This is a genomic window from Saccharopolyspora sp. NPDC000359 (assembly GCF_040300525.1).
GTDB lineage: Bacteria > Actinomycetota > Actinomycetes > Mycobacteriales > Pseudonocardiaceae > Saccharopolyspora.
In genome coordinates this window covers 77,496-103,626 of record NZ_JBEPDU010000001.1, presented here as the reverse complement: position 1 = coordinate 103,626, position 26,131 = coordinate 77,496, and the positions used below count along the sequence as shown (strand labels likewise).

Genomic DNA, 26,131 nt, shown 5'->3' with positions numbered 1-26,131 from the left:
GTTCCCTTCCTCCACTGCACGCCCGTAGCTGACGGGAAGACCCCGTGCCGCACTTTCACGCGCCTGGCGTGACAGGAAGGTTCCCATGCTCGCGCGCCAGGTGACAGGAAGGTTCCCATGCTCACGTCACGGGCGGGGCCCTCCGCTGGTGGGCGCTGCCGCTGCGCCGAGCCGGTCCAGGGCGCGCTGGACGTGGTCGCCCGGGTAGCGGAAGCGCAGCTGGTCCGGGACTGCCAGTCCCGCCGCGCGGAAGCCGCGCAGTCCGGCCGCGACAACCGGTGGGGGGTACGCCGGGCGGCCGTGGATGCGGCGCGCCCACACCGGGAGCACCGAGTACGCCAGGTGGCCCAGCGGCAGGTAAGCGAGGTTCACCGGGAGCGCCCACCACGGTGACAGCGGGCGGTGCAGGAACCGGTAGATCAGGTCGGATTCGTCGGTGCGGCGCAGCTGCGGGCGCACCCGCGCGAAGTAGGCCGCCATGTCCCGGCTCGACCCGGGTACCCCCGCCGGGTCCAGCCCGACCAGTTCCGCGGACCGGCGCTGTTCGTCGAAGTACTGGTCCAGCTGGGCGAGGCTCATCGGGAACCCGGCGCGGCGCACGACCCCGGCGAAGGACGTGACCTCGGCGCAGTGCACCCACAGCAGCAGCTCGGGCTCGTCGAGCCGGATCTCGGCACCGGTTCTCGGGTCGGTTCCCCGCAGCCTGCGGTGCACGCCGCGCACCCGGGCCGCCGCCTTGGCGGCTTCGCCGGTCGTGCCGTAGGTGGTGGTGGCGACGAAGTCACCGGTGCGCTGCAGGCGGCCGAGCGGGTCGTCCTGGAACCGCGAGTTCTGCACCACCGCGGCCACCGCCCGCGGGTGCAGCGCTTGCAGGTGGAGGCTGCAGATCCCGGCGATCCACATCGCCGGGTCGGCGTGCAGGTGCCAGGTCACGGTCCGCGGTCCGAACAGCCCCTCGTCGCCCATCGGTCAACCGCCCAGCACCAGCAGCGGGACCAGCTGTTCGGCGGCGGTCAGCGAACCGTGCTGGCCGAGCAGCGCGGCCTCCCCCGGTTCGGCCACCGACCGGACCACCTCGGAGGAGCGCATGATCGCCAGCACGTCCCCGATGCGGGGGCGCACCGGGTCGGCCACCACCGGCCCGAACCAGCCCTCGTCGATCGCCTGCTCGCCGGTCAGCACCAGCCCGTGCTCGCCGATCCGCTCCCGCCACGCGGCGAGCACGTCATCGAGCGCGCCGGGTTCGACGTAGACGTGCCGGGCCCTGGCCTCCCCACCCAGCAGCCGGACCCCGTTGCGCAGCGCGGGATCGGTGTCGGCGTCGAGCGCGGTGGCGGGGTCGACCTCGACCATGCCGTGGTCGGCGATCACCGCCAGCACCGCGCCCGGTGGCAGCCGCTCGGCCAGCGTCATCACCAGCCGGTCGACTTGGGCCAGCTGGTACCGCCACGGCAGCGAACCAGGTCCGTGCACGTGACCGAGCCAGTCGAGGTGACCGTGGTAGCCGTAGCAGAGCCCGGGTCCGTCCGCGTTGAGCGCCGCCAGCAGCTCGGCGGCCAGGTCGCCCAGCGCGCGCTGCCCGCGGAACTCCGCACCGCGCAGGGCGGCTCGGGTCAGGCCGCTGCCTTCGAACTCGGCGGGCACCGCGGTCCGCACGGTGACCCCGGCCGCCGCAGCCCGCTCCAGCACCGTCGCCGTCGGCTGCACCTGCTCGGGCGGCCAGCTCTCCAGGAGGCTGCGGCGGTCACTGCGCGATGACCAGCTCAGCGGGTGCAGCAGGCCACCGGACGGTTCGGCGAAGGTGTAGCCGACGAGCCCGTGCTCCCCGGCACACCGACCGGTGCCCAGCGAGGTGATGCTGGTGACCGTGGTGGTCGGGAACCCGGCCGTCAGCGGCGCCCTGGTCAGCAGGTCCGCCAGGAACGGCGCGTCCGCGGCGTGGTCGCGCAGCAGGTCGTGGCCGAGCCCGTCGACCAGCAGCACCGCCGTCGTCCGGCACTCCGGGAGCCCGAGGGTGTCGGTGAACCCCGACAGCCCCATCGACCCCAGCAGCGACGGCAGGACGTCGGGCAGCGCTCGCCCGTTCCCGTCGGGAGCGACGATCCAGTCCATGGCACCGAACTTCCCACGCCAGTGCGCCCGCGGCTAGACCCGGAGGCGCACCCGCGGTCCTCAGAACCCCATGGAACGGCCGATGATCTCCTTCATGATCTCGGTCGTGCCGCCGTAAATGGTCTGGATGCGCGAGTCCAGGAACGCCTTGGCCACCGGGTACTCGGTCATGTAGCCGTAGCCGCCGTGCAGCTGCAGGCAGCGGTCCACCACGCGCTTGTTCAGCTCGCTGAGCCACCACTTCGCCATCGCGGCGTGCTCGACGTCGAGCTCGCCGCGGACGTGGTCCTGCACGCAGCGGTCGGTGAACACCCGGCCGATCTCGACCTCGGTGGCCATCTCCGCCAGCTCGAAGCGGATGTGCTGGAACTTGCCGATGGGGCGGCCGAAGGCGGTGCGGTCCTTGCAGTACTCCTTGGTGGTGCCGAGGACCTTCTCCGCGGTGGCCGCCGCGGCGACCGCGATCGACAGCCGCTCCTGCGGCAGGTTCTGCATCAGGTAGATGAAGCCCTTGCCCTCCTCGCCGAGCAGGTTGCTGGCGGGCACCCGCACGTCGTTGAAGAACAGCTCGGCGGTGTCCTGCGACTTCTGGCCGATCTTGTCCAGGTTGCGGCCGCGCTCGAAGCCGGGCATGCCGCGCTCCACCACCAGCAGGCTGATGCCCTCGTGCCCGGCGTCGGGGTCGGTGCGGGCCACCACGATCACCAGGTCGGCGAGGATGCCGTTGCTGATGAAAGTCTTCTGCCCGTTGAGGATGAAGTCGTCGCCGTCGCGGACCGCGGTGGTGCGGATGCCCTGCAGGTCGCTGCCCGCGCCCGGCTCGGTCATGGCGATCGCGGTGATGATCTCGCCCGAGCAGAAGCCCGGCAGCCAGCGCTGCTTCTGCTCCTCGGTGGCCAGCGCCACCAGGTAGGGCGCGATGATGTCGTTGTGCAGCGGGGAGCCGAACCCGGAGATGCCCGCGGCGACCAGCTCCTCGTCGAAGACGACGTTGAACCGGAAGTCGTCGACTCCCCCGCCGCCGTGGCGCTCGTCGACGGCGAAGCCGAGCAGCCCCTGCGCACCGGCCGCCAACCAGGCCTCCCGGCTGACCACCCCGGCGGCTTCCCACTCCTCGACGTGCGGCACGAGCTCCTTGTTCACGAACGTGCGCACCGCCTCCCGGAACGCCTCGTGCTCGGGCTCGAACAACTCCCTGCGCATCGGCTCACGCCTCCATTCGATCCGTGCTGGTCATGCGAGGAAGGGAACCTTCCTGTCACCGTGCCCGCCGCGCGGCCGGCGGTGAGCATGGGAACCTTCCTGTCACCGCCCCGCCGTTCGCGCAGGTCAGCGCTTCGGGCCGAAGGCGCCCGAGTCGAGCAGGTCGTGCGGGACCGCCCAGTCCCGCGCCACGTCCCCGGTGTGCGAGCCGGGCACCGCCACCGGTCCCGGCTCGGGGTTGGGGGTGCGGCTGAATCGGGGTGCCGGAGCCGGTTGCAGCACGCCGTCGCGGCGCACCAGGGTTTCGCGGGCCGACATGTGCGGGTGCGCCTCAGCTTCGGTCATGGACAGCACCGGGGCCACGCAGGCGTCGGACCCGTCGAACACCTCGGTCCACTCCTGGCGGGTGCGCTGCCGGAAGGTCTCGGCGAAGATTTCCCGCAGCCGCGGCCAGTTCGCCGGGTCGTCGCGGTCCGGCACCGCACCGGCCAGGCCCAACCGCTCCACCAGTTCGGCGTAGAACTGCGGCTCCAGCGCGCCGACGGAGACGTGCTCGCCGTCGGCCGTTTCGTAGACGTCGTAGTAGGGGGCCCCGGTGTCGAGCAGGTTCGTGCCGCGCTCGGTCTTCCACCCACCGGTGCCCAGGAACCCGAACAGCATCGCGCCGAGGTGCGCGGCACCGTCCACGATGGCCGCGTCGACGACCTGCCCGCGACCGCTGGTGCGCGCCTCGAGCAGCGCCGCCAGCACCCCGACGGCCAGGTACATCGCGCCGCCGCCGAAGTCGCCGAGCAGGTTCGCCGGGACCTGCGGCGGGCCGCCCTGGCGGCCGATCGCGTGCAGCATGCCGGTGAGCGCGATGTAGTCGATGTCGTGGCCCGCGGTCGGCGCCAGCGGTCCCTGCTGGCCCCACCCGGTCATCCGCCCGTAGACGAGCTTGGAGTTGACCGCCCAACACTGCTCTGGTCCCACCCCCAACCGCTCGGTGACGCCCGGGCGCAGCCCTTCCAGCAGCACGTCGGCCTGCGCGACCAGGGCGAGGACGGCTTCCGCGCCGCGCTCGTGCTTGAGGTCGACCTGCACGGAGCGCTTGCCGCGGTTGAGCAGATCCCCTTCTCCGCCGGATGCCGTCGGCCGGTCCACCCGCACCACGTCGGCGCCCAGGTCGGCCAGCAGCATCGCGCAGAAGGGCGCTGGACCGAGCCCGGCCAGCTCCACGACCTTGACCCCGGCCAGCGGTCCACCTGTTCGCGTCACGCCACACCTCTCCACGGACTGTGTCACGCAACACACGCGACGCAGTTAGTGTTACATAGCTGGTGTAACAGACGTCAAGCGTCGCGGGCGGACGCGAGGGCACCGACCGGTTCGTAGGCGAGCACGTCCCCGGTCGGCCCGTTCCGCTCCTCGATGACGACGACCTCGACCGGTTCGCCGCGCTCACCGCGAGCAAGCCCCATCGAAGCGCGGACCAGACCAGGCGCGTCCTGGCCCCGCAGCCGGGCAACCTCCCGGTCCACCGCTGCCTGAGCACCCCCGTCGACGGGACTGCGCCGTGTCACCCACTTCTCGGCGTCCGCACCGGAGTGCACGATCCCGGCGACGACTTCGGTCAGCGCCCGGTCCCGCTGGATGCCGGGAGCGTGCTCGTTGACCGCAGCCATCGGGACGACCGCGACCTGTTGGACGTAGTGCTCGCGCGCAGCAGCGGTGGCCCACAGCGATTGGAGGAACAACCCGGGAGCTCCCTGTGCGCGAAGCACCGAGAACCGGAGCAGACCGTCAGTCCGCGGCATCACCTCCAAGGCGCGGCGAGCTGCCACCTCGGCTGCTTCCGCCGTGGGCAACAACCACCAGCTGTCGATCCGGACCTGCGCGTCGTCGTGGTGGGTGGCGACCCGGACCGGCCGCATCCGGGGCTCGTGATCAGTCATGACACCACCCCGGAACCTCCATCTACGTCGAAGTCAAGCTCCCACCACCTCCAATGCGACAGCGTTGGTGTTACCTAGATGCCGTGACCTGCGGGTTTCCGGTTTCCGAGAGATCAAGTTAGATCAAGGCGATTCACGGTGATCATGCAGGTCAGCCCGCATCTTGCGCACGTTCATCGACGGCTGTTGAAGGCGGCTGTTGGCTGCGGTCTGCCCCAGAACCTGCCCCATCCGCCCCAGGGAGCACGGACAGCTGGGGCCCGCCGTTCAGCGCCGCGATCAAGCGCGCTCGGGCGGTCGAGGTCTGCTGCACGTACTCCCTGGTCTGCCGAACATCTGCATGGCCCAGAAGATCTGCGAGTGCGAACGCATCCAGGCCGCCCTCAGCAGCACGCGTGGCGAAGCCACGGCGTACCGCGTACATCGAGACAGGAGTGATCTTGGCCTTTTTCGCCGCTAGCCGCATGGCGGGACCGATGCCGCCTGGCCTCATCGGCCTCCCGCGCTTGGTGATGAACACGAGGGGGCTTGTGCACGTGGAACCGTCGGAGTGCTCAAGCCCGCATCCTTGCGTCAGATCGCGATCGGCGATCCGACGATCCAAGATCGCAAGCGCCTTCGGCGTGCAGGGGACCAAGCGAACATCGTCGTCCTTCGGGAACGGCCGGATGATGCCGCGACGTTGAACCAAGACCTCGCGAACCAAGATCCAGCCCCGTTTGCGATCGGTGCTGCAAATGTGCAAGCCGCAGAGTTCCCCGGGGCGCAGACCGGTCTCGTATCCGAAGTCGACCGCGTCCTGGTAGTCCTCGCGGAGATAGCCTCGGAGCTGGTCTGCGCCTTCCTGCGCGAGGTACGGCTTAGCCCGTTTCGAGATCTTCGGGAGTTCAATCCCGACACACGGTGACACCGTGAGGATTCCGGTGTCCTTCGCAACCGTCATCGATGCCTGAAACACCCGGTAGATCCGGCGCACGTAACTCGGCGACGGCGGCCGTTCGAGCTTCCAGCCATCGACTCGGCCATTTTCGAGCTCGGTCACCCACTCCTGGACACCGTGCTCCGCACTGCCTTTCGTGATGATCTTGTTGAGTGGGACTTCCCTCCACTTCGGCAAGAGGTAGAGCTTGGCGATGGACTGTTCGATCCCGGGGGTTTCCGTCGGTCGCTCGGCCCGCCCCTCGGAGATGCTCTCCCAGAACGTGCCCCAAGGGACCCGCGCCGACTCCTTCCCCTCGACGATGGCCGCCTTGCGGCTGGCTTTCACCTCCTCCTCGGTCGCGGCCTCTCGTGCGTCTCGCTTCCGCGAGAACTTCCGGGTTCGTCCGGTTGCGAGGTCTTTCACGTACTGCTTCTTCCCGGACGAGTCGCGGTAGCCGCCGCGGTATCCCCCGCCAGGTAGCGGGTCAGCCCAGGCCATATCGCCTCCCTTAGGTTGTTGCGTGCAGTACTCCGCCCACTGCTGACAGGCAGGCGTGAGGGTTCATTCCGGGGTTCGGACGCAGTCGCAGGCAGCGGTGCGGCTCGTCCTCGTGGTGCTTGCTGTCGTCAGGGCGCTCTGCCTGGTCGTTCTCGTCGGGGCGCTCCGTCGGGCTTGGCTCAGTCGTGCTGACGGGCGGTGCGCTCGGCTGGTCTCGCGGTTGCGATGTGTCCGGCGCGGTCGTGACTGCCGTAAGTGGCGCCGACGGTGGCGTGGACTCGTCGCTCGATGTGGTCGGCGTGCTCGTCGATGCTGCTGGTTCGCTTGGTGGCAACGTTGCCGACGTCGGCGCGAGCGTCACAACTTCGGTCTCGCGCGGTCCCGGCGTTACCAAAACTTGCGTGCCCTGCGGTTGGGTCGTGGGCTCGCCGCGAGCATCGCGTTCGGTTGCCGGGACCAGCACGACCGCAGCGATCACCACGCCTGTGGATGTCGTTGCCGCCGTCACCGCGAGTGCCGCGGTGTGGTCCCGCAGCTGCCGCAGAGCCCAGATCGCGCCGCTGAGGGTCAGCACGGCGGCGGTGAGTAGGCCGCCCTTGATGAGCTGCCAACTGTGCTTGCGCTCGTCGCGGGATCGTTGCTTCTGTTCGAGTCGGAAGATCTCCGCGTCGATGCGGTCGCGCATCTGCTTCAGCTCGACCAGCCAGCGTTGGTCATCAGCTTGGGTCATTCGACATCCTTCAGGCGTATTGGTCTACGCCAAGTAGTCGAACAACTACGCCAAATCGTTGCAAAAGCCCCGGTCGACCGTGAGCGAACGCCCTAAGGACAGCAGCCTAGCCGGAGCGGCGCTGCTGCTCGATGAACTGATCCACGCGCGCCATGAGCTCGTTGAAGTCCCGGCGCAGGTTCTCGCGGAACTCCTCAGCTGCCTCTGCTGGATCAACGGGTGCTGACGCTGACTGCGACGTCGGTTCGATCGGTTCGGCGCCTTCGAGCACGGCCCGGACGCTGCCAGGGGGCCAGTCGAGTCCGCGTTCGATGGACGCCTGCACGGTCGGGCTGACGGGCTCGTGCTTCAGCTCCAGCCGTTGCAGCGTCTTGTCCGACACGCCGATGTGCTCGGCGAAACTGCGCCGCGCCCGGAATCCGGCGTCAACGCGCGCGCGGGTGACGTAGTCCGCAAGCCTCTTCCAGTCTCTTCCGGGCATGCCCGAAGCATGCCTCATTGGTCTAGTGCTGTCCACACGGCAGGGGGGTCGGCGGCGCTTCTGTCTCGTCAGGTTCCGCATCTGTCCTCCTATGAAGGCTCTTGCGACTTCTTTTTACCTCTTGTTGCTTCTGATTTTCAAGCATGAAGGCAGCAGTGTCCTCTAATTTCTTGCTTGATCTCCTCAGAGTGTCCTATGTTGTCCTCATGGCTGACCCCCGAGGTACCAACATCAGGACACTGCGCGAGCAGAGCGGTGTCACCCGCAGGGACTTCGCCGCCGCCGTCGGCGTCTCCTACAAGCACCTGTACGGGATCGAGACCGGCACCAACACCGCCGCCGTCGAGACCCTGTACCGGATCGCCAACCACCTGGGTGTCGACATCGACCAGGTCATGGCCTCGTCCAAGGTCGGCGCGGCATGAGGGGCGACGCGCACCCCACCAAGGGGCCGGTGCCGACGCACCCAGTCCCGCCACCCCGGCCGACCAAACCACGTGTCGATGGCGGAGAAGCGACCTCTTCGCCGTGGATGACCGTTCGCGAGACCGCGGCCTACACCCGCCGCCACAAGGACACCGTGTTGCGCGCGCTGCGCGAGTACCAGCGCACCAACGGCCGCGGCGGACTGCGAGGCGCCCAGCCCAAGCCGCACGCCTGCTACCGCGTGCGCCGCGAGGACGCCGACCGGTGGATGGCGGGTGAGCCGCCCGCCCGTCCGCGGCTACTCGCCCACGCCTAACTCCTCAACAACGCGGGCCGCCGCTCCTGGCCAAGAGCGCGGCGACCCGCTGACCAGAGAGAAGGAACCTCTCATGGCTGATCAGCAGCCTATCCCGACGGAAACCGGTGCCATGACGACCGATTCCCGTGCCGACCACGAGCTGGTCGAGCAGCACCCCGACTCCTGGTTCGCGCTGCCCGGACTGGCGTGCGGCGGCGGCAGCTGGGACCCGTGCCCGAACGACGGGGCGTGGATGGTGCGCGGCTACGGCCGCCGCGCCTACTGCACCCGGCACGCCGCGCAGCGGCTCCGGATCGCCGACCAGCTCGCAGCGGAGGTGACCCGGTGACCGACCACCGTGCGCTGGCCGAGCAGCTGCTCACCGGGTCACCCGCCGACGACGAACTCTTCCTTCATGGGCACTTGGCGCCCACCGAAACCGAGATCGCCGAGGCGCAGGTGCACGCCACGCTCGCGCTCGTCGACGCCCTTCGCCCGCACCGCACCGCGGGCCCCGAGCAGGCCGCGCTCGATCTGACCCCGGAGCAGATCGCCGCCCGCCTCGACCTGGCGGGGCTGCTGCGCATCGCTCGCCGCAACGCCGAAACCGTCCACGCCGGGCAGTACGGGCGCAGCCTCGGCGCGCTGCTGGCGTTCCTCGCGCACATCGTCGAGGACCCCGCCCAGCCGCTCGGGCTCATGCCGCGCCACGCCGCGCACATCGCCGACCACCTCGCCGAGCTGGCCCGCCAGCACGCCGCCGAGCCGGAGGTGACCGCGTGACCGCCCCCGCTGCGGTGCTGCTGCCGCTGCTCGGAACCCCGTGCGCCGTGTGCGCCCACCCGGCCCGCTGGGTCGACACCACCCGGCACGTGGTGCACGTCGACCTCCGACTGCGCCCGTGCCCGCTGCCCCCCGACCCCCACCACCGCCCGGTTCCGCCGACCTCGCCGAGGTGACTGCATGACCACGACCACCACGCTCGCCCAGCAGCAAGCCGCCGGGCTGCGCGCCCTGGCCGAGATGATCGAGGCAGCCCCGGAGCTGGCCGAGAACTTCCGCCACACGCTCAACACCGCGGGCATCATGGCGCGCTCGCTGGGACGCGGCTTGTCGCTCGGCCTGGTCGCTGGCACGGCTGCCGCAGCCGCAGGACTGACGCAGGTGATCCGGCTCGGCAACGAGTACCAGTCGAACCTCAACGAGCTGCAGGCCGTGACCACCGCGACCGGCGCGGACATGCAGCGGGTCGGTCGCATTGCCAACGACCTCGGATCCGACCTGACCCTGCCTGCCACCTCCGCCGCGGATGCCGCGGCTGCGATGGTGGAGCTGGCCAAGGGCGGGCTGACGCTCGACGAGGCGATGACCGCGGCCAAGGGCACGCTGCAGCTCGCTGCGGCGGCGCAGGTCGACGCCGCGCAAGCCGCGGAGATCCAGGCCACCGCCTTGAATCAGTTCGGGTTGGCGGCGGACCAGGCCGGGCACGTCGCCGATGTGCTCGCCAATGTCGCCAACGCCGCCGCCGGATCGATCACCGACGTGGGCTACGCCCTGAAGTACGTCGGCCCGGTCGCCCGGTCGCTGCAGATCGACATCAACGACACCGCCACCGCGATCGGCCTGCTGTCCAATCAGGGCATCCTCGGCGAGCAGGCGGGTACGTCGCTGCGGGGCGTGCTGGCGTCGCTGTCGGCGCCGTCCAAGCAGGCCGCGCAGGCTATGGATGAGCTCGGGCTGGCCGCGTTCGACCAGCAGGGAAGGTTCGTCGGGCTGCGGGAGATCACCGCGCAGCTGGCCGCCGCCAAGGCCCGGATGACGGACCAGGAGTTCCAGTCCGCCGCCGCTACCGCGTTCGGCAACGAGGGCATGACGACCGCCAACGCTCTGGCGAACTCCGGCGCGCAGGCGTTCGACGACATGGCCACCGCCGTGCGCCGCCAGGGCGGGGCCGCGGATCTCGCCGCGGCCAAGACCAAGGGACTCGGTGGCGCGATGGACGGGCTGCAGTCGCAGCTCGAGACCTTCGCGCTCGGCGTGTACGGCGTCATCGACGGCCCGCTCGAGGCCCTGGTGCGCGGCAGCGCCGAGGCGATGGACCGCTACGGGCAGTCGGTCGTCGACGGCCTACAGGCTGCGGTAGATGCCGCGGGGCGGTACGGGCCGCAGATCGTCGGCGCGATCGCCTCGATGGATCTGTGGCGCGACGTTGCTGAGGTCGCCGAGCACCTGGTGGACGCGATCACCCCGGTCATCGACGGTATCGCCGACGTGGGCTCGGAGCTGGCCACGACCAGCGGTGCCGCGGGTCTGCTGGTCGGCGGTATCGAGCTTGCCGGTGATGCGGCCTCAACGGTCACGCAGTTGTTGGCGCCGCTCGGCCAGGTCGTGGGCAGCTTGGTTCAGGGCTTCGCGGACCTGCCGGGCCCGGTGCAGACCGCGGTGCTGGCGATGCTGGCGTTCCGCCTGGCCCGCCCGCAGCTCGAAGCCGTTGGCGCCACTGTCCGCGAGCGGGTGACAGCGCCGTTCCGGGCGATGGGGGAAGAGGTCCGTCTGCAGCAGGCGCTGCTGACCGGCTCGTCGCAGATCATGTCCTCCAGCATCGGGCGCGTCGGGCTGGCGATGGCCGCGCTGGAGTCCCGCGTCCCGGCGATCGGCCGCATGGCCGACGCCTACCGCACCGCGTCCACCGCCGCCGAGGGCTGGGCGCGGCAGCAGATTCTGTGGTCGCAGGCCGCGGCCGGGATCGGAGGGCAGGTCACGGGGTTGACCACGGCGCTCGGCCGCGTAGAGGGTGGGCTGTCGCGGCTGACCGGCGCTGCGGCGGGCACCGCCGCAGCGCTCGGCTCCGGGCTGCGGTCCGCGGTCGGCGGACTGGTCGGTGCGCTCGGTGGCCCGTGGGGCTTGGCGATCGGTGCCGCAGTGGTGGGGCTCGGGTTCCTGGCGGACCGCCAGGCCAAGGCCGAGCAAGCGGCCGAGCAGCACAAGCAGCAGGTGCAGAACCTCGCTCAAGCGCTGCGCGAGTCCAACGGCGTCATGACCGAATCGATCCGTTCGCAGCGACTGCTCGACGCCCAGCAGCAGCAGTTGGAGGGCAACACCGGCAACCTGCTGGAGGGCTATCGGCAGCTCGGCGTCGACCAGGGCACGTGGACTCGGGCGCTGATGGGTGAGCGGGTTGCGATCGACCAGGTCAACGCGGCGTTGGACGCGCTGATCCAGCAGCACACGATGGTCGAGCGCAACCCCTACACCGGCGGCACCTCCAAGGAACGCCTCGACTCGGTCGGGCTGGCGGCCAAGCATGCGAAGGAGCAGTTCAACGCCTTTGCCGGTCAGGTCGGCGAGGCCGAGCAGGCGAACCGCGCGTTCGAGGCCGCGATGTCGTCGACCAAGGCGATGGTCCTGACCGCGTCGGATTCCGGCCGCGAGTTCGCCGAGGCGATGGGCGTGCTCAGCGACAACACCTCGGACGCCGATCAGAAAGTGCGCGCCCTCGACCAGGCCTTGGGAGCGCTGGCGGGCGAGGCGTTGACGACCGAGGCCGCGCAGGCCGCGCTCAACGAGTCGACCGACCAGGTTCGCAAGGCGATGGAGGCCGCCGGGCAAGCCGCAGGCGGCAGCTTGGCGTCGCTGGTGGGGCTGGACGGGGCGATCAACACCACCACGGAGAACGGGCGTCGTCTCCGCGAAAGCGTGCTGGAGCAGCGGCAGTCGATGGCCGACATGGCGTTGGCGACACGCGACGCGGCACTGGCCGCAGGCAAGACGCTGCCGGAGGCAACCGAAGAAGCACGGGCAGCCGCGCAGCGGGCGCGGGACGCCTTCACCGCGCAGGCGGTGCAGATGGGGTTGACCCGCGAGCAGGCCGATCTGCTGGCGGATCACTACGGTCTGATCCCCGCCAACGTCGCGACGCTGATTTCGCAGCCCGGAATGGACGCCGCCCAGCAGGAAGCCGTACTGCTGAAGGCGAAGGTCGATGCGGTGCCGGACCGGAAGATCACCATCATGCAGTCGGTGACCACCGAAGCGGTGCGCCGGTTGAACGAGCTCGGCTACATGGTGACGACCTTCCCAGACGGGCGCACCGAGATCGTCGCCGACACCGCCGGGGCGGCTCGGCAGCTCAACGGGTTCATCGACAGGTACAGGAACACCACCTTGTACCTGCAGGTGCGGGCCCAGATGACCAGCCGGTTCCCCGGTTTCGTCGGACCGGTCAAGGGGCTGGATTACGCCCGCGGCGGGATCGCCACCGCCTACGCAGCCGGTGGGATCCACCGGCTGACGCCGATGCGCGCCGGGCTCGCCGACATCGTGCCGCCGAACACGTGGCGCATCGTCGGCGACCGGATCCGGGACGACGAGGCCTATATCCCGATCAACGCCTCTCGGCGCTCCACCGCGCTGCTGGAGGAGACCGCCCGGCGGATGGGGTATCAGCTGATGCGGCGCTACGCCGACGGCGGGATTGCCGCGCAGCTGCGGACATCGAGCACCGGGCAGGCCGCGCCTGTCAGGGCGCCGAGCGTGTCGCTGGACACGATGCGGGCCGCGCTCGACGGCATGGCGATCGACATGAGGGTGGACGCCGACGGGCTCGCCCGCCTGGTCCGCAAATCGAATGCGCGACGGAGGTAGCGGTGGGAACTGACGCGTTCTGGCTCGGCCCGGTCGGACAGCTGCACGAGCTGCCCGTACCGGGCGCGGGCATCCCCCGCTCGTCGGCTCGCATCGGCGGGATCCACACCGCTGTGGACGGAACACCCACCGTGGACACCCTCGGGTTCTCACGCTCCTACGAGTTCGCGTTGGACTGGCGGTATCGGTACGAGCTGCGATGGCTGCGGGCGCTGCACCACCGGGCTGTCCCGGAGCAGCTGCGGCTGCTCGATCCGATGGTGCCCAACCGGCTCTCGCTGGCGGTGTCGACGTGCGGGGCGACCCCGGCACGCAGACAGCTGCCACTGCGCGGCGACGGCTTGGTACGCCGGGCCGACGAGTCCGCGCCCGAGCTGGCGGGGCTCTGCGGCGGCAGCCTCGAATGGACCCCGCCGGAGGGCGGCGGGCTGCTCACCGAGCGGTCCCCGGCGCGCGCCGGTGTCGTACTGCCGGGCGAACAGGTCGTGTTGTCGGCCTACGTGCGCGGCACCGCCGACCGGTCCGTGCAGGTGCAGCTGGCCATCTTCGACGCCGCAGGGAACCCCACCGCGACCGTGACCGGTACCTCGACGGCTGGCGACAGCTGGGTGCGCGTGGCCGTGCAGCACACCGCCGCCGCCCACGACGCCTACGTGGTGGCGCAGCTGTCCGCCTCCGCCGGGACTGGCGCGGTGCGCACCTCCGGCTGGCAGCTGGAGGCGGCTGCGGCGCCGAGCGAATGGGACCTCGGCGGCGGCAGTCCGCTGGTCGTGGTCAACCAGCTCACGGAGACCAGCCCCTACTACCCGATGACCGACGCGGTCCTGACCTTGCAGGAGGTGTAGGGGTGCAGTACCCCGATGACGCCGAGCTGGCCGCGGCGATCCTGGCCAACCACCGCAGTTTCGAGCATCAGCTGCTCATCGACTGGGAACGTGACGGCCGGTTCGCCCACCCCTACAGCGACCTGTCCGCGCTGGTGGCTCCCGGCAGTGTCGAGCGGGCGCTGACCGGCGCGCTGCCGCCGTCGACCACGATCGTGGAGGGCACCGCCGCGAGCGAGCTGAAACTGACGCTGGTGGGGCGCCGCGAGCCCGGCGAGCCGACCGCGAACGTAATCTTCTCGCGCTACGCCCCGGAATCGCCGCTGTACGGGCGGACGATCCGCAACACCCCCGTCCAGTACTCCATCGTCGTGCACACCCCGTCCGGGCCCCGCGCGCTGCGGCAGTTCACCGGCCGCATCCGGATCGCCTCGACCTCGGCCGAGCACGAAGAGGTCCCGGTGATCTGCGACGAGGTCAACGACCTGCTGAGGCCGGTGTGGCTGCCCGCGTTCGGAGATGTGCGCGGCACCGACACCGGGCAGAAGTTCTCCGCACACTGGGTGATGGACCGCGTGCTGCGTGCCAACGGCTACTACCAGACGCCAGCCGCGCACCCAGACGCCTGCTACTCGGCGACGTTGCACGGCAGCACCTGCCCCGAGGTCGGGCTGGCCTCGCCGAGCACGTTCTACAACCCGTCCGGCCAATGGCGGTGGACCGGCGGCGGCGACGTCCCGATGTACTTCGACCCGCAGGGGCAGGAGTTCTCCACGTCCGGCAACACCGCGGGCAACCGCATCCCACGGCCGAACGTCGGCAACACCGTCGGGCTGGGCTTCCGGTTCCAGCGCACCGGGACCGGTGAGATCCTGCTCGTGCAGTACCTCAACGGCAAGCCGATCGGCATCGACATCCCGGACCGGTACGAGACGACCCAGAACTGCGCGCTGTCGCTACGGCTGAACAGCGCCGGGAAGCTGGTGCTGCAGCTGCAGAACTACTACGGCGCCAACTCCTACGACAAGACGTTCACCCACCCCTCGACCATCGCCGACAGCGCGTGGCACACGGTGCAGGGCGAATGCACCTTCACCAGCAGCGGCGTGGTGTTCCGGCTGCAGCTCGACGGCGGCCAGTGGCAGAGCACGACCTTGGCCGGGGCGTACCCGGCGTACACCGCGGCAGCCCCATTCCCCCCGTACCCCTACATCGAGTGGCCGTTGTGGGTGCAGTGCCAGGCGTTCACGCCCGTCACCAACATCCAGACCTACGCCACCACCACGCCGATGGTCACCGCGTTCCCTGCGGACTTCACGCCGAACGCGCGCCTGGACCAGTCACACAACCGGCTCTCGGCGGTCCCGGAGTTCATCGAGAAACCGTCGTGGGACATCCTCAAGGAGCTGGCCAAGACCGAGTTCGGGTCACTGTTCATCGACGAACACGGCGTGGTGCAGTTCCGGAACCTGGCGTCGGCGCGGGAGGCCAAGACAGTACCGGACCGCAAGGTTGACGCCTCGCAGTTCGGCGGGCTGACCATCACCGACTCCACGGACAACGTCGTCAACGTCCTCCGGGGCACGGTCAAGCCCTACACCGTGGGCCCGAAGACCGTGTTCGACGCCTCCGAGGACACCACGGTGTGGGACAAGCGCGGCAGCGAGCCGGTGCAGACGACCTACGCCGAGCTCGACGACCTGACTGCGCAGCCGAAGAACGGGATCCCGAGCATCACGATCTGGCCCGAGGTCCGGTCGATGCTGTGGCCCACCACGATCGGCCGCAACACCATCCCGTTCATCACCGCGGCGACGTGGGGCGACGGCAAAGACGACATCGTGCACGGAGTGTGCGCGGTGCACGCCGCCAACGGCACCGAGCCGGGCTCCAAACCGACCGTCGATGTCTGGATCGACAACCAGAACACGCTCTACATCGCGATCTTCAACCAGGGCAACGCCTACGCCGTGCAGATCTCCAACGGCGTCATCGACGCCGCCCACCCGCCGGGCTCGCAACGCGACGGCCGCGGGCTGCAGTACACACTGCGCATCGCAGGCGTGGTCCTGCTGGAGCAGCCCGAGATCGACTACAAGGTCCGCGACGAAGAGTCGATCGGGCTCAACGGCTACCAGCCCTACGACATGCCGTCCAACAACTGGACGCAGTCGCACGCCGCCATGACCTACATCGCCGGTGAACTGCTGGCGGACATGGCGCGCAACCCGATCCCGCTGGTCGAGGACATCACGGTGCCCGGCGACCCGCGGGTTCAGCTCGGCGACTGCCTTGAGATCACCGACGCCGGACCGCTCGGCGGATCGCTGACCGCGGTCGTCACCGGTATCCGGCGCAGCCTGTCCTCGGACGGCCTGACCGACACCTACACCCTGAAGCTGATCAACCGGCCCGCCGAATGGATCCTCGGCGACCCGGTCTACGGGGTGCTGGGAACCTCCACCATCCTCGCCTAACAAGGGGAAACCGCGATGGCACTGCCAACCCGTCAAAACGGGTGGGTCGTCGATGCCGCCGACGACTGGAACCCGCTGATCAACCAGGTCAACACCAACACCAGCGGCATCGCCGCGAACACCGCCAGCATCGGCGCACTGGAAGCGCGCACCACCAACGCCAGCACCGGCAACACCGCGCTCGGCGGACGGGTGCAGACGTTGGAAACCGCGGCGGGCAACCTCGACGGCCGCGTGTACGCGCTGGAGCGCAAGCCCTGGATCATCCTCAAGAAGAACGCCGTGCAGCAGATCGCCTCCGGAGGCACGGACAAGGTCGTGACCTGGCAGGTCGTCGACGGCGGGCAGCCGTCGATGAAGAACGGCGACGCGATCCAGATCCCCGCCCCCGGCAACTACCTGCTGACCGCGAACGTCAACATGCAGGGCGGCGGCTCGACGATCGGTGACACGGTCGTCTACATCGTGAAGAACTCCACCACCGACGTGTTCAACAGCTCGCTCGCCGCGTTCTCGCAACCGGGCACGCTCAGCACCGGCGGAGTCGGCAACGGCCTGTCGACCAGCGTGGTCGCCAACCTCGCCACCAACGACCTGATCCGCGTTCTCGTCTGGCAAGGCTCCGGCTCCGACCGCCCCCTGCGCCCCAACGACTTCGGCGGCTGCACCTTCACCGTCACCCGGCTCTGACCCGCAAGTCGTCTTCCCCGAAATCCACCGCCCCGTCAAACACCCTGGTGCCCCCATGCCCGAAACCCCCGCCGACGTCGCCCTGAACTACGTCCAGCGCGAACTGGCTGGCATCCGAACCGAGCTCTCCGAGCTGGCCGCGGAGATGCGCGCTCACGTCGCCGCCCACGGCCCCCGCGTCGCCGTCGCCGAGCACCGCCTCGACCAGATCGAGGCCGACCTCACCGCCATGCAGGCCGCCCGCGACCGCGACCGCTCGCAGCGCTGGGCGCTGTGGATCGCCGTCCTGGCCGCACTGCTCGGCTGGATTCCCAGCCTCGCCCAGACCATCGGGAGCTGACCATGCCTTTGCCCCTCGTCTGGCTGGCCGATGTGCTGCGCGCCGCCGGGCTCCGCGTCGTCGAAACCCCCGGCTGGCGCACCCGCACCGCCCGCGGTGCGCAGCCGCGCCCGGTCGGGGTGCTCCAGCACCACACGGCCACCCCAGCCTCGTACTCCAGGCCCGCGCCGACCGTGGATCTGTGCATCCGCGGGCGGCCGGACCTCGCCGGGCCGCTGTGCCACGCGGTGATCGGCTACGACGGCACCGTGCACCTGGTCGCGGCCGGTCGCGCCAACCACGCCGGTCGCGCGAAGGCGTCCGGCCCGAACCCCGGTGGGGATGGGAACACGCTCTACGTCGGGTTCGAGTGGGACTACCAGGGCGTGAACCAAGGCCCGTCGCCCGAGCAGTACGACGCCGCGGTCCGCGCGACGCGGGCGGTGCTCGACCACCTCGGACGCCCGCCGGACGCTGCGCGCGGCCACCGCGAAACCTCCGTGACCGGGAAGATCGACCCCGGCCACGTCGACCTCGACCAGTTCCGCCGCGACGTCGCGGCGGCCCACCTCCAGGAGGACGACTTGACCCCCGAACAGGATGCGATCCTGCGCCGCATCGACGCCGAGCTCATGGGCCCGTGGAACGACGGCAAGCCCTCCGGGTGGGGCACCGCCATCGGCCCGCGCACCGTGGTCGCGATGCTGGTGGACCTGCACAACGCCCTGCTCGCCCCGCAGACCTCGCGGGTGCCCGGCTCCACGGTGAAGGTGAGCGCCGTCGACGCGATCCGCAACATCGACGGCGTGATCTACCAGCTGCCCGCGATGATCCAGGCTGCCGGGCAGGCCGACCCGGCCGCAGTCGCCGACGCCCTGCGCCCGGTGCTGGCCGACATCGTCGGGCCAGTCGTGGCCGAGGCCGTGCACGCCGCGCTCGGCGAGGACAACACCGACCAGGCCGAGGCGATCGTCACCGAGCTGGCGCAGCGCCTCGCCGGACAGGAGGCCGCTGCATGAGCGACCAGCTCACCGCGTGGCTGCGCACCATCGTGCCCGCCGCCTGGTCCGCGCTGGTCGCCTACCTGGTGACCGCGGGCGCCCCGGCCTGGATCACCGGGCCGCTCGGCGACGCCGGGCCCACGCTCGTCGTCCCGATCGTGCTCGCCGCCATCTACGCCGGACTGCGCGCCGTCGAGCAGTACTTGCCCGCGTGGCTGACCAGGCTCCTGCTCGGCAGCAACACCCCGCCAAACTACAACGGACCGGCCAGCAATCAGTCCGGGGAATGATCGGCGCCCCGCGCACCTTGCCGAGGTGTGCGGGGCGTTTTCGGCATTCCGGTCGAGCTGAACGAGTGTTAGCCGCCGTGGGGTGGCTGGTTCTGACCTGGCGGCCCTGGTGGCGGCATCGGCGGCTGGTTGGGGTGCATCTTCCAGCGCACGCTTTCGGGTGGCGGGTTGTCGCGAACGAACTCCGCGTACCGCTGGGCATTGACTGCTCGCCGGTGCTCTGCGGCGTGGTGGAAGTAGCGGTTCGAGGTGGGAAGCCAGGAAAACACCAGTCCTGCGATGGCCAAGGCGGCGATCAGAGCGCTGACCGTCTTGTACGCCACAGTCTGGGAGTGATCGACCAGGGTAAAGGGGAGCGTGGCGACGGTGATGGCCGACAGGATCGTGAAGAACACACGCCAGCCGTTTGCCCCTGCCCGGAGTTTCCAGCAGCCGAATCCGATGAGTGCGGCAAGCGCTAGAGCGAACACCAGGGCAATGGCGTAATCGGAGGCTGTGCCTCCGGGCGTGCTGAAAATGCCGACGCACAGCAGGACTGCCACCAGACCCCATGCCCAGGTCACCACCTCCAGTGCTGCGGGCCGCCGCGGCGCCGCGGCGGGTGGTGGGGGCACAGGAGATCCGCTTGGTTGACCGGGGTAGGAGGATCCCGGGTTACTCATTAATTATCCTCCAGCCACGTTTCGTCGGAGAAATCGTCGTCGTCGGCCCACGACGGGGTGCCGCCGCGGCTTGGTTCCAGCGTTGCCTGCGGCTGCTCTGGCTGGCTACTGCGCTCGACGGCGCGTTGCAGGTCCTGTTCCAGCTCCTCTGAATCACGAACTGCCGCCTCGCGAAACGCTTGTTCCTCTTCGCGCAGTTCAGCGGCAAACCGAGCGGCGCGTTCATGAGCGGCGTCGACAATGGCCGTCACGCGGGATTCATAGGAATCCATGCTGTCTCACCCTTGTTTCAATTCATCTTCGTCTGTCGTTTCGTCATGCCGAAAACAGCGGTGGAACATCCGCGAACGGGCTGCCCGGTACGCACTCGGATGCGGCGATGAACTCGTCCCAAAGGCTCCGCAGGTCCTGCTCGGTCTTTCCGCACACGACGTCGTTGAACTTGTTCAGCTTCGACTCGAAAGCGGGGACGAACTCGTTATCCAGTAGCTTCTTTGCCTTGTTTGCCGCCTCTTCCAGAAAACCCATTCCGATATCGAGAATGTCGCCTGCGATGGGGACTTTGCCAACACTTCCCTTTATTGCCTCGCCGAAGCCGTCCAAAACGGCGCCAACGGTATCATTCAGAGTGACGCCAGATTGGCGCCGTGCCATCTTGATGTACTGCTCGATCGAGGGCGGGATTTGGCCGCCGCAGTCCACACTGAACAGCTCAAGAGCGGACTGGGCGCAGAGCCGGACGACGGACTCCATCGCGGTTACATGATGTTCGACATTGCGGCCGAACGTGTTGACGCCTTCCTGGAAGGAGTGGCCTGCTTCCAGGAACTTCGAGATGTGGTTCGTCGCGGCCACGGCTGCCTCGCCGCTCCAGGTTGCCACCAACCCGCGGAACTCCGTGTCAACCTCGGCGTAGGTGTCCTGCATCGCGCCGCATGCGCCTTGCAGTGTTCCGATGTCGCGGTGGAAGGCTCCGAAGTCGATGCCGTAGAGCCTGCGGTACTTGCCGTAGATGTCGCGTTCGAGATCGAGCCCGGCGCCCTTCCAATCGTTGTACAACGGAAGGTATTCATCAAAGAAACGGAGCCCCGGCAGACCGATCACCAGCAAGTCGTCCGACTTGCTCGCTCCGGCGCTGGCCATCTGCGCCAGCTCGCCCTTGGCCCCCTCGACGGCCTGATAGATCGCCTTGCCGTGCTGCGCGTAGTCACTGACAGAACGTGCCAGCTTGGCGCCCACTTCCCCCATCTCTCGCATGGCGGCGCCTGGGCTGAGGCGCCCCAGAAAATCGATCCCCTTTTTGACTTCGTCCCACTCGCTCATGCTCAATCCCCAGCCTTGATGGAACCAACGTTGGCAGCGTTGTCCGCGTCGATCGACCCGTACGTATCCGCGGAAGCACCCAGCGCGTTCGCGATGCCCGCCACACGCAACGCATAATCGCGAACGCTCTTGCTGATCTCGTTCATCAGTGAGCGGTACTGCTCGCCCGCATAATGGAACGGCTCCCCTACATTTCCCCCAGATACCTGACTGCCGCCCACATCGTTGGCTTTGCCCTCAAGCGGCCCCACCTTTGCCTGGAATTCTTTTCCCACTGCGGCGAGATCTTCGCGGCTGACCCCAAATCCTGCCACTGTCTATCGTTCCCCTCTCGAAGTCGTTGACCGTGCAGCGGCCTGGCGACCGAACCAGAGAACCACCAGGCAGGCCACAAGTGTGGTCACTCAGCCCTGCCCTCCGTGTGAGCTGTCACACAACTTCGCGGTCTTCTCTGTTTTGGTGACCGTAGCAGCCGAAATGCGTTGACTAGACCATTCGAGTGAGAGTGTCTCCGCTGTTGTTGCTTCCGTCATGCCGCGAGCTCGGTGCCGATATGCTGCGGTGCGGCCAAGCGGTCCGAACGGTCCAATGTGGAGCGCATAGGGGTCTGGGGTGGAGTGCAGTTTCTGGGAGTTCGGCGCGATCGTGCGGGCGGAGAAGGCCCGACATGACGCCGGTCTGGTGTCGGCGGCCGAGGCGCAGCACAGGTTCGAGGTACCGGCGTTCGTCACAGCGGCTCGCGCCGGACTGGAGCAGCCCGAGGATCCGCGGGCGACGTTGGAGGCCGCGCAGGACAGCGCGCGGGCCAAGGGCTGGATCGACCGCAGTGGCCGGTTGAACGATCAGTGGTACGAGATCGTCTCCGCCCTGGTCCACGGGCACTCGTTCGCGCACCTGTACGTCACGGAACCCGACCAGCCCGAGACGCGGGTGATGGTGAGTGTGAACCACCTGGCGTTCCGGTTCGTCCTGACCGGCGAGCGGGTGTGGATCGACGAGGTCGCCCCGGCCGCTGCCGAGCAGGCGCTCGTGGCGTGCCTGCCCGACGCTGAACCCGCCGCGGGGCGGGGCATCACGGTGCCCACGAGCATCCTGGCCGCTGCCAGCGCGGAGGCGGAGAACCACCAGGCCGACCAGGGCGACTGGATCGCCTACGAACTCGGCCAGGCCGGGATCCGCCCTGACGACGCCAGGGCGGTCGGCAAGCTCGCGAGGATGACGGACCGGGTGATCGGCCAGTTCAACGTCGGCATCCGCGATGCCGGAGGTCGCAGCCACCTTGCTCGGTGGCCGATCGTGACCCACCACAGCCCCACGGGCAGGGTCGCCCGGATCACCCAGCCCCCGCTGGGGGAGAACACCCTGCTCACTCCAGCAGACGCCAAGACGCTGGTCGGCGCGCTGCGGTCCTACCGCGACGACCTCCGGCAGAACGTCCGCGACCAGCAGCGATAGCCACGCGCTCCGGCGAGCGGAAACATAGGCAGGGCGGTTTGGGTAGTTCTACCTGACTTTGCCCACGAACGTGAGCGGCTGTGCCAGGATCACGGCCGGACGGACGATCAGCAGGAGGACAGCAGGTGTGAGCGAGCCAGCCGGAGTCATGCAGGCCGTCGGGATGGCGATGACGCCGTTCAACCCAGTCACTGGCGCGGCGATGATCGCGGCGGGCACCGTGAACGGCCACCAGACCTTCGAGATCCAGCCCGACCAGCTGCCGAAGGTTCTGGCCGGACTCGACGAAGTCCGGGCCAAGTACGTCGAGGCCCAGAAGGTAGCGAGGCAGCTTTCGAACGTGATACCGCCATTCGCTGACGATGTGACGGTCGCCGCGTTCAAGAAAATCAACGAACGGGCGCAGGGCGGTGAAGGCTGCCTGTACGACACTGCGCAGGGCATGATCGACTGGATCGACGGTTTTAAAGCTGCCGTTCAGAAAGCGATCGAGGACCACCAGCGCATCGACGAAGAAAATCGGATGGCCTGACCGTGAACACCACGCGCACCACCCTCACCGCCGCAGCGGGCATGCTCATCCTCGGCTTGGCGGGATGCGCCAACTCCACACCAGGAGTGCCTGAGCCCACTACCGGAGGCGAGACCACGTCGGCGGCGACCGACCCGTTCCATATCGAACAGCCCAAGAACCTCAAGGCGATCAGCGATCCCTGCCAACTGCTGACCCAGCAACAGCTTCAAGAGCTGGGAGCAGGCGGTGAACCCAAGCCAGGTGAATCGCAGTGGAAACAGTCCGAATGCACTTGGCAGAGCCAGCAACTAACCGTGACCGTTTCGCCTGACACCATCCAGGGGCAGGGTTTGCGGTACACGGCGAAGATCGTGGCTGATGGTGAGCCGACAGCTGAGGTCTCGGGCTATCCAGCGGTTCATGTTGGGGCCACCAGTGGTTCGTGCGGTACGTACGTAGGCACATCGGATACTGAGTTGTTCTATGTCGACTTCAGCGTGGGCACCGACGGGCGGAGCAATCCGGAGTTTTCTGACGCGTGCGCGGCTGCTGACAGAATCGCGGGAATGGTGATCGAGAACCTTCCACCTGCGTGAGGTCGGTTTCGGTAGAGAGCTGTGGGAGGGCTCATGGGGGCGTTTGACTGGCTGTTCGGTAAGCGTGAGATATCGGGGCAAGCGCAGATGGCGTTTGATCATCCGAAGGTCTACGGCGAGGTGGAGTCCGGGCCGGGTGTTGCGGCGGCGTCGCAGGCTGCCGCGAACTGGAAAGAGCAGGTGAGCACGGCCTTCTCCGAGGCGGATGCGGCGTTGGCTCGGGTGCTCAAGGACTCCGAGGTCATGATGCAGGGCGGCGCGGGCGATCAGGCCCGGGAGGCCGTGACGCCGTTGTCGCAGGCGACTCGGGGTGCGATCGAGGTCGCGGCGCAGTCCGGTGCGGCGGTGCAGCAGCAGGCGCAGGGCTCGGCGGATTTCAAGAATGCGTTCCCGCCGCCGTACCAGGTGCCGCCGGACAACATCGGCTGGACCGACTACGTCAACCCCGTCTCCTACGGGTTCAAGTCGGGTGTGCGCGCCGCGCACGAGGAGAAGCACGATCAGATCGAGGCGCAGGCGCGGCAGCAGTACGAGTCCTACACCCAGGCCACCAACGAGCGGGTCAACGGGATTCAGCAGTTCCCGCCGCCGCCCACGTTCGCCGGAGATGTGAGTGCGGCGTCGACCACGCCGGTGAACAAGGTCGATCCCAGCACCAGCTACACCTCGACCAGCACCACTTCGAGCACGCCCAGCGGCAGCACCACGACCGGCAGCCAGTCGTCGGTCCCGCACACCTCGACCACGCCGACTCCGTCGGCACCGACACCGTCGGGCCAGTCCTCGACGAGTCCGTCGCCGCAGGCCCCGGCCGAGTCCAGTTCGTCTTGGACGACTCCGCCAGCAACCGCCGGTGGGGCTCCGTTGCCGGGCACCGCGGCCCCGGTCCCCGCACCTGGTGGCGGGGGGCTGGTCGGTGGAGCCGTGATCCCGCCCAGCGGCTCGGGCACCGGCACGCCAGCACCGGGAACCGGCGGCCGAACCGGCACCGGCGTGGGAACCGGCACAGGACGGGGCGCCACGCCCGGGCCCGGTGCCGGTGTTCGCGGCGGCGGCCCCGGTGCCGGTGCGCTCGGCGGTAGTGGACGGTCCGGCACCGGCGTGCCCGGCACCACAGGTAGCGCCACCGCTGCCGGTGGCACCGCGGCACGCGGCGGCCCGGGCGGGCCCGGCGGCGTGGCCGGTGCTGGCGGGCGCGGCCGGGGCGAGGGTGAAGAGGACAAGGACCACGAGAACAAGTACGTCGTGGAGAACTCCGAGCTGTTCGAGGACCTCGGCCTGCCCAAGACCGCGCCCCCGGTGTTCGGCGACTGGGGCAACGACTCCGGCCTGCCGCCTCGACCACCGGAGAAGAAGTAACACCGCACTGCCCCATCTGCTGGCCGCGGGATTCTCGGCTCCCCCTCCGAGAATCCCGCGGCCAGCTCCTGTTTCAGCTGGGTGACGGCACGAGGCGAACGTTCCCGGCCCGCACCTCGCCGGAGCACCACGCGCACACCGGCCGGTCGTCGCGTTCGGACTCCTCACCGGCCGGGACGAGCACGCCGCACAACGCCGCCACCTTCGTCCCAGCCCGCGGCGCATCGTCGGCGGGCACGGGCAGGACATGGTTCTGGTATCCGAACGCGACCCAGTACCCAGTAGGAACGTCCTCGGTGGGCTGATCATCTGCCATGACGCGGTCTCCAAGTTTCGAGGCGGAAAACTGGAACCGGCCGGTCGGTTCATCGAGGGGCGACGCACCGACCAGCCGGGCGACTCGGTGCCGGTCGGGGAAGCACGGCACCGGGCCGGGTCTACAGGTTCTGCAAGCCGACGAGGACTCGCCGCAGCACGCCGGGATGCCTGGCGAACGCCCCTTCGTCGCCAGTGGGGAGACCGGTGGAGGCCAACGGCAGCAGGCGGGTTTCCTCGACGGCCAGCGCCTCGGCCAGATCCCCGCGCAGCACCACAGGCTCGCGCAGCCGGTGCCGACCGCCGCTGCGGCTCTCCGCTTCCACCCGCGCCGCCAGGTAGGCGACCGTCAACGCTCCCTCGCCGCCCCCGGCGTGGCGGGCCGGGGCGAAGTAGAACATCGCCCCCAACGCCAGCCCACCGAGCACCAGCAGCCCCGCCGCGATCGCTGCGGCGATCACCGGTCGGCCCTCACCGAGTCGATGACCACCAGGTCGCTCTCGACCTCTGCGCCCGCGCGCAGCTGCTCCGCGAGCTTGTCCATCGCCGTAGCCAGGCTCTCCAACTCGGACGGGCTCCAGCGGCCCGCCTCGATGTCCTGGACCGAATACCCGAGCGCCAGGATCGCCCCGCGGATCGTCGCCGCGAGCCCCGCGAACTTCTTCCGGTCCTGCGGCGGGATCATCGCGCACCCGCCACCGGCGGCAGCCCCGCACGCCGCCGCGCCGCCACACCGCACACCGGGCACGTCCCCCACAGCCACGTCGTGTCGCTGGCCGAAGCGACGAGCTTCTGCCCGCACAACGTCTCGACCTCGGTGCCGTCCGGGTAGATCGACGCACCTGGTGGATGTGGATCAGCGCTCGCGTGCCGCTGGCCATCAGCTGGCACCCAGTGGAACGGATGCGGGCGGTACATCACGCCACCATCCGCGGTGTGACGTTCGACTCCCGGCCAGTACAGTGCATCACAGCCCCCTGGTCTCGTGGTCTCGTATTGATCGAGACCAATAGTCTCGGTCTCGGGACCACTCGGGCAATCGCCTAAACGGCTGATCA

General features: G+C 69.1%; 32 protein-coding genes. 16 read left to right on the top strand and 16 right to left on the bottom strand.

Going from position 1 to position 26,131, the window contains the following annotated elements; genetic code table 11:
- Positions 1 to 126 precede the first annotated feature (126 nt).
- From ABT324_RS00535 to ABT324_RS00500, 8 genes are all read right to left on the bottom strand, one after another.
- Positions 127 to 966, bottom strand: a complete 840-nt coding sequence (locus ABT324_RS00535) for an oxygenase MpaB family protein (RefSeq protein ID WP_351169236.1) — start codon at positions 964 to 966, stop codon at positions 127 to 129.
- Positions 967 to 969: 3 nt separating this feature from the next.
- A complete protein-coding gene (locus ABT324_RS00530; protein ID WP_351169233.1) occupies positions 970 to 2,112 on the bottom strand; it encodes an alkaline phosphatase family protein in 1,143 nt (380 codons plus the stop codon).
- 60 nt (positions 2,113 to 2,172) lie between these two features.
- Entirely contained in the window at positions 2,173 to 3,315 is a 1,143-nt protein-coding gene (locus ABT324_RS00525; RefSeq protein WP_351169230.1) for an acyl-CoA dehydrogenase family protein, read from the bottom strand.
- Positions 3,316 to 3,441: 126 nt separating this feature from the next.
- Positions 3,442 to 4,572: a CaiB/BaiF CoA transferase family protein gene (locus ABT324_RS00520; protein ID WP_351169227.1), complete on the bottom strand. Its 1,131-nt coding sequence runs from the start codon at positions 4,570 to 4,572 to the stop codon at positions 3,442 to 3,444.
- Positions 4,573 to 4,646: 74 nt separating this feature from the next.
- Positions 4,647 to 5,249 (bottom strand): hypothetical protein, encoded by a 603-nt coding sequence (locus ABT324_RS00515; RefSeq protein WP_351169225.1) that lies wholly within the window; start codon positions 5,247 to 5,249, stop codon positions 4,647 to 4,649.
- A gap of 151 nt (positions 5,250 to 5,400) precedes the next feature.
- Positions 5,401 to 6,516 carry a tyrosine-type recombinase/integrase gene (locus ABT324_RS00510; RefSeq protein WP_351169222.1) on the bottom strand — a complete coding sequence of 372 codons (1,116 nt, stop codon included), beginning with the start codon at positions 6,514 to 6,516 and terminating at the stop codon, positions 5,401 to 5,403.
- 163 nt (positions 6,517 to 6,679) lie between these two features.
- The gene (locus ABT324_RS00505) at positions 6,680 to 7,399 is read right to left on the bottom strand and encodes a hypothetical protein (protein ID WP_351169219.1); all 720 of its coding nucleotides are present in this window, start codon (positions 7,397 to 7,399) and stop codon (positions 6,680 to 6,682) included.
- Positions 7,400 to 7,505: 106 nt separating this feature from the next.
- On the bottom strand, positions 7,506 to 7,880 hold the full coding sequence (locus ABT324_RS00500) for a hypothetical protein (protein ID WP_351169216.1): 375 nt from the start codon (positions 7,878 to 7,880) through the stop codon (positions 7,506 to 7,508).
- A gap of 206 nt (positions 7,881 to 8,086) precedes the next feature.
- Between ABT324_RS00500 and ABT324_RS00495 the strand changes: the two genes are divergently transcribed.
- From ABT324_RS00495 to ABT324_RS00440, 12 genes are all read left to right on the top strand, one after another.
- Complete coding sequence (locus tag ABT324_RS00495) at positions 8,087 to 8,305, top strand: helix-turn-helix domain-containing protein (protein ID WP_351169213.1); 219 nt, start codon at positions 8,087 to 8,089, stop codon at positions 8,303 to 8,305.
- Positions 8,306 to 8,412: 107 nt separating this feature from the next.
- Positions 8,413 to 8,622 carry a MerR family transcriptional regulator gene (locus ABT324_RS00490; protein WP_351169211.1) on the top strand — a complete coding sequence of 70 codons (210 nt, stop codon included), beginning with the start codon at positions 8,413 to 8,415 and terminating at the stop codon, positions 8,620 to 8,622.
- 112 nt (positions 8,623 to 8,734) lie between these two features.
- Positions 8,735 to 8,953, top strand: coding sequence for a hypothetical protein (locus tag ABT324_RS00485; RefSeq protein ID WP_351169208.1), 219 nt, complete (start codon positions 8,735 to 8,737; stop codon positions 8,951 to 8,953).
- Positions 8,950 to 9,387: a hypothetical protein gene (locus tag ABT324_RS00480; protein ID WP_351169205.1), complete on the top strand. Its 438-nt coding sequence runs from the start codon at positions 8,950 to 8,952 to the stop codon at positions 9,385 to 9,387. Before ABT324_RS00485 ends, ABT324_RS00480 begins: the two co-directional genes overlap by 4 nt.
- Positions 9,384 to 9,563 (top strand): hypothetical protein, encoded by a 180-nt coding sequence (locus ABT324_RS00475; RefSeq protein WP_351169202.1) that lies wholly within the window; start codon positions 9,384 to 9,386, stop codon positions 9,561 to 9,563. The genes ABT324_RS00480 and ABT324_RS00475 overlap by 4 nt, the downstream gene beginning before the upstream one ends.
- A 4-nt stretch (positions 9,564 to 9,567) precedes the next feature.
- Entirely contained in the window at positions 9,568 to 13,248 is a 3,681-nt protein-coding gene (locus ABT324_RS00470) for a phage tail tape measure protein (RefSeq protein ID WP_351169199.1), read from the top strand.
- Between the two features lie 2 nt (positions 13,249 to 13,250).
- Positions 13,251 to 14,093 carry a phage head spike fiber domain-containing protein gene (locus tag ABT324_RS00465; protein WP_351169196.1) on the top strand — a complete coding sequence of 281 codons (843 nt, stop codon included), beginning with the start codon at positions 13,251 to 13,253 and terminating at the stop codon, positions 14,091 to 14,093.
- A 2-nt stretch (positions 14,094 to 14,095) separates the two neighbouring features.
- Entirely contained in the window at positions 14,096 to 16,549 is a 2,454-nt protein-coding gene (locus ABT324_RS00460) for a hypothetical protein (protein WP_351169193.1), read from the top strand.
- 15 nt (positions 16,550 to 16,564) lie between these two features.
- The gene (locus ABT324_RS00455) at positions 16,565 to 17,239 is read left to right on the top strand and encodes a hypothetical protein (RefSeq protein ID WP_351169190.1); all 675 of its coding nucleotides are present in this window, start codon (positions 16,565 to 16,567) and stop codon (positions 17,237 to 17,239) included.
- A 55-nt stretch (positions 17,240 to 17,294) separates the two neighbouring features.
- On the top strand, positions 17,295 to 17,579 hold the full coding sequence (locus ABT324_RS00450; protein WP_351169187.1) for a hypothetical protein: 285 nt from the start codon (positions 17,295 to 17,297) through the stop codon (positions 17,577 to 17,579).
- A gap of 2 nt (positions 17,580 to 17,581) precedes the next feature.
- Positions 17,582 to 18,577 (top strand): peptidoglycan recognition protein family protein, encoded by a 996-nt coding sequence (locus ABT324_RS00445; RefSeq protein WP_351169184.1) that lies wholly within the window; start codon positions 17,582 to 17,584, stop codon positions 18,575 to 18,577.
- On the top strand, positions 18,574 to 18,849 hold the full coding sequence (locus ABT324_RS00440; protein ID WP_351169181.1) for a hypothetical protein: 276 nt from the start codon (positions 18,574 to 18,576) through the stop codon (positions 18,847 to 18,849). The genes ABT324_RS00445 and ABT324_RS00440 overlap by 4 nt, the downstream gene beginning before the upstream one ends.
- 68 nt (positions 18,850 to 18,917) lie before the next feature.
- Here the strand turns inward: ABT324_RS00440 and ABT324_RS00435 are convergent, their stop codons facing one another.
- The 4 genes from ABT324_RS00435 to ABT324_RS00420 form a co-directional block, all read right to left on the bottom strand.
- Entirely contained in the window at positions 18,918 to 19,391 is a 474-nt protein-coding gene (locus ABT324_RS00435; protein ID WP_351169178.1) for a hypothetical protein, read from the bottom strand.
- Between the two features lie 119 nt (positions 19,392 to 19,510).
- Positions 19,511 to 19,783, bottom strand: coding sequence for a hypothetical protein (locus ABT324_RS00430; RefSeq protein WP_351169175.1), 273 nt, complete (start codon positions 19,781 to 19,783; stop codon positions 19,511 to 19,513).
- A gap of 43 nt (positions 19,784 to 19,826) precedes the next feature.
- Positions 19,827 to 20,834 (bottom strand): WXG100 family type VII secretion target, encoded by a 1,008-nt coding sequence (locus ABT324_RS00425; protein WP_351169172.1) that lies wholly within the window; start codon positions 20,832 to 20,834, stop codon positions 19,827 to 19,829.
- Between the two features lie 2 nt (positions 20,835 to 20,836).
- Positions 20,837 to 21,148, bottom strand: a complete 312-nt coding sequence (locus ABT324_RS00420) for a WXG100 family type VII secretion target (RefSeq protein WP_351169170.1) — start codon at positions 21,146 to 21,148, stop codon at positions 20,837 to 20,839.
- Positions 21,149 to 21,446: 298 nt separating this feature from the next.
- Between ABT324_RS00420 and ABT324_RS00415 the strand changes: the two genes are divergently transcribed.
- The 4 genes from ABT324_RS00415 (at position 21,447) to ABT324_RS00400 (ending at position 24,758) form a co-directional block, all read left to right on the top strand.
- Entirely contained in the window at positions 21,447 to 22,289 is an 843-nt protein-coding gene (locus ABT324_RS00415; RefSeq protein WP_351169167.1) for an ESX secretion-associated protein EspG, read from the top strand.
- A gap of 127 nt (positions 22,290 to 22,416) precedes the next feature.
- Complete coding sequence (locus ABT324_RS00410; protein ID WP_351169164.1) at positions 22,417 to 22,821, top strand: hypothetical protein; 405 nt, start codon at positions 22,417 to 22,419, stop codon at positions 22,819 to 22,821.
- A gap of 2 nt (positions 22,822 to 22,823) precedes the next feature.
- Positions 22,824 to 23,399 carry a DUF3558 family protein gene (locus ABT324_RS00405; RefSeq protein ID WP_351169161.1) on the top strand — a complete coding sequence of 192 codons (576 nt, stop codon included), beginning with the start codon at positions 22,824 to 22,826 and terminating at the stop codon, positions 23,397 to 23,399.
- 87 nt (positions 23,400 to 23,486) lie between these two features.
- Positions 23,487 to 24,758: a hypothetical protein gene (locus ABT324_RS00400; RefSeq protein WP_351169158.1), complete on the top strand. Its 1,272-nt coding sequence runs from the start codon at positions 23,487 to 23,489 to the stop codon at positions 24,756 to 24,758.
- 73 nt (positions 24,759 to 24,831) lie between these two features.
- Here the strand turns inward: ABT324_RS00400 and ABT324_RS00395 are convergent, their stop codons facing one another.
- The 4 genes from ABT324_RS00395 to ABT324_RS00380 all read right to left on the bottom strand — a co-directional run bounded on the left by ABT324_RS00395 (position 24,832) and on the right by ABT324_RS00380 (position 25,991).
- Entirely contained in the window at positions 24,832 to 25,074 is a 243-nt protein-coding gene (locus ABT324_RS00395; protein ID WP_351169155.1) for a hypothetical protein, read from the bottom strand.
- A gap of 121 nt (positions 25,075 to 25,195) precedes the next feature.
- Positions 25,196 to 25,534, bottom strand: coding sequence for a hypothetical protein (locus ABT324_RS00390; protein WP_351169152.1), 339 nt, complete (start codon positions 25,532 to 25,534; stop codon positions 25,196 to 25,198).
- Entirely contained in the window at positions 25,531 to 25,758 is a 228-nt protein-coding gene (locus tag ABT324_RS00385) for a hypothetical protein (protein ID WP_351169149.1), read from the bottom strand. The genes ABT324_RS00390 and ABT324_RS00385 overlap by 4 nt, the downstream gene beginning before the upstream one ends.
- Entirely contained in the window at positions 25,755 to 25,991 is a 237-nt protein-coding gene (locus ABT324_RS00380) for an HC3 family zinc finger protein (RefSeq protein WP_351169146.1), read from the bottom strand. Before ABT324_RS00380 ends, ABT324_RS00385 begins: the two co-directional genes overlap by 4 nt.
- Between the last annotated feature and the right edge of the window lie 140 nt (positions 25,992 to 26,131).

What these genes read in the sequence shown, in the direction of transcription:
- ABT324_RS00500 (WP_351169216.1), bottom strand. Translation starts at nt 7,880, where the DNA reads ATGCCCGGAAGAGACTGGAAGAGGCTTGCGGACTACGTCACCCGCGCG.
- ABT324_RS00450 (WP_351169187.1), top strand. Translation starts at nt 17,295, where the DNA reads ATGCCCGAAACCCCCGCCGACGTCGCCCTGAACTACGTCCAGCGCGAA.
- ABT324_RS00440 (WP_351169181.1), top strand. Translation starts at nt 18,574, where the DNA reads ATGAGCGACCAGCTCACCGCGTGGCTGCGCACCATCGTGCCCGCCGCC.
- ABT324_RS00490 (WP_351169211.1), top strand. Translation starts at nt 8,413, where the DNA reads ATGACCGTTCGCGAGACCGCGGCCTACACCCGCCGCCACAAGGACACC.
- ABT324_RS00395 (WP_351169155.1), bottom strand. Translation starts at nt 25,074, where the DNA reads ATGGCAGATGATCAGCCCACCGAGGACGTTCCTACTGGGTACTGGGTC.
- ABT324_RS00470 (WP_351169199.1), top strand. Translation starts at nt 9,568, where the DNA reads ATGACCACGACCACCACGCTCGCCCAGCAGCAAGCCGCCGGGCTGCGC.
- ABT324_RS00515 (WP_351169225.1), bottom strand. Translation starts at nt 5,249, where the DNA reads ATGACTGATCACGAGCCCCGGATGCGGCCGGTCCGGGTCGCCACCCAC.
- ABT324_RS00535 (WP_351169236.1), bottom strand. Translation starts at nt 966, where the DNA reads ATGGGCGACGAGGGGCTGTTCGGACCGCGGACCGTGACCTGGCACCTG.
- ABT324_RS00380 (WP_351169146.1), bottom strand. Translation starts at nt 25,991, where the DNA reads ATGTACCGCCCGCATCCGTTCCACTGGGTGCCAGCTGATGGCCAGCGG.
- ABT324_RS00485 (WP_351169208.1), top strand. Translation starts at nt 8,735, where the DNA reads ATGACGACCGATTCCCGTGCCGACCACGAGCTGGTCGAGCAGCACCCC.
- ABT324_RS00430 (WP_351169175.1), bottom strand. Translation starts at nt 19,783, where the DNA reads ATGGATTCCTATGAATCCCGCGTGACGGCCATTGTCGACGCCGCTCAT.
- ABT324_RS00525 (WP_351169230.1), bottom strand. Translation starts at nt 3,315, where the DNA reads ATGCGCAGGGAGTTGTTCGAGCCCGAGCACGAGGCGTTCCGGGAGGCG.
- ABT324_RS00495 (WP_351169213.1), top strand. Translation starts at nt 8,087, where the DNA reads ATGGCTGACCCCCGAGGTACCAACATCAGGACACTGCGCGAGCAGAGC.
- ABT324_RS00455 (WP_351169190.1), top strand. Translation starts at nt 16,565, where the DNA reads ATGGCACTGCCAACCCGTCAAAACGGGTGGGTCGTCGATGCCGCCGAC.
- ABT324_RS00530 (WP_351169233.1), bottom strand. Translation starts at nt 2,112, where the DNA reads ATGGACTGGATCGTCGCTCCCGACGGGAACGGGCGAGCGCTGCCCGAC.
- ABT324_RS00385 (WP_351169149.1), bottom strand. Translation starts at nt 25,758, where the DNA reads ATGATCCCGCCGCAGGACCGGAAGAAGTTCGCGGGGCTCGCGGCGACG.
- ABT324_RS00505 (WP_351169219.1), bottom strand. Translation starts at nt 7,399, where the DNA reads ATGACCCAAGCTGATGACCAACGCTGGCTGGTCGAGCTGAAGCAGATG.
- ABT324_RS00400 (WP_351169158.1), top strand. Translation starts at nt 23,487, where the DNA reads ATGGCGTTTGATCATCCGAAGGTCTACGGCGAGGTGGAGTCCGGGCCG.
- ABT324_RS00445 (WP_351169184.1), top strand. Translation starts at nt 17,582, where the DNA reads ATGCCTTTGCCCCTCGTCTGGCTGGCCGATGTGCTGCGCGCCGCCGGG.
- ABT324_RS00425 (WP_351169172.1), bottom strand. Translation starts at nt 20,834, where the DNA reads ATGAGCGAGTGGGACGAAGTCAAAAAGGGGATCGATTTTCTGGGGCGC.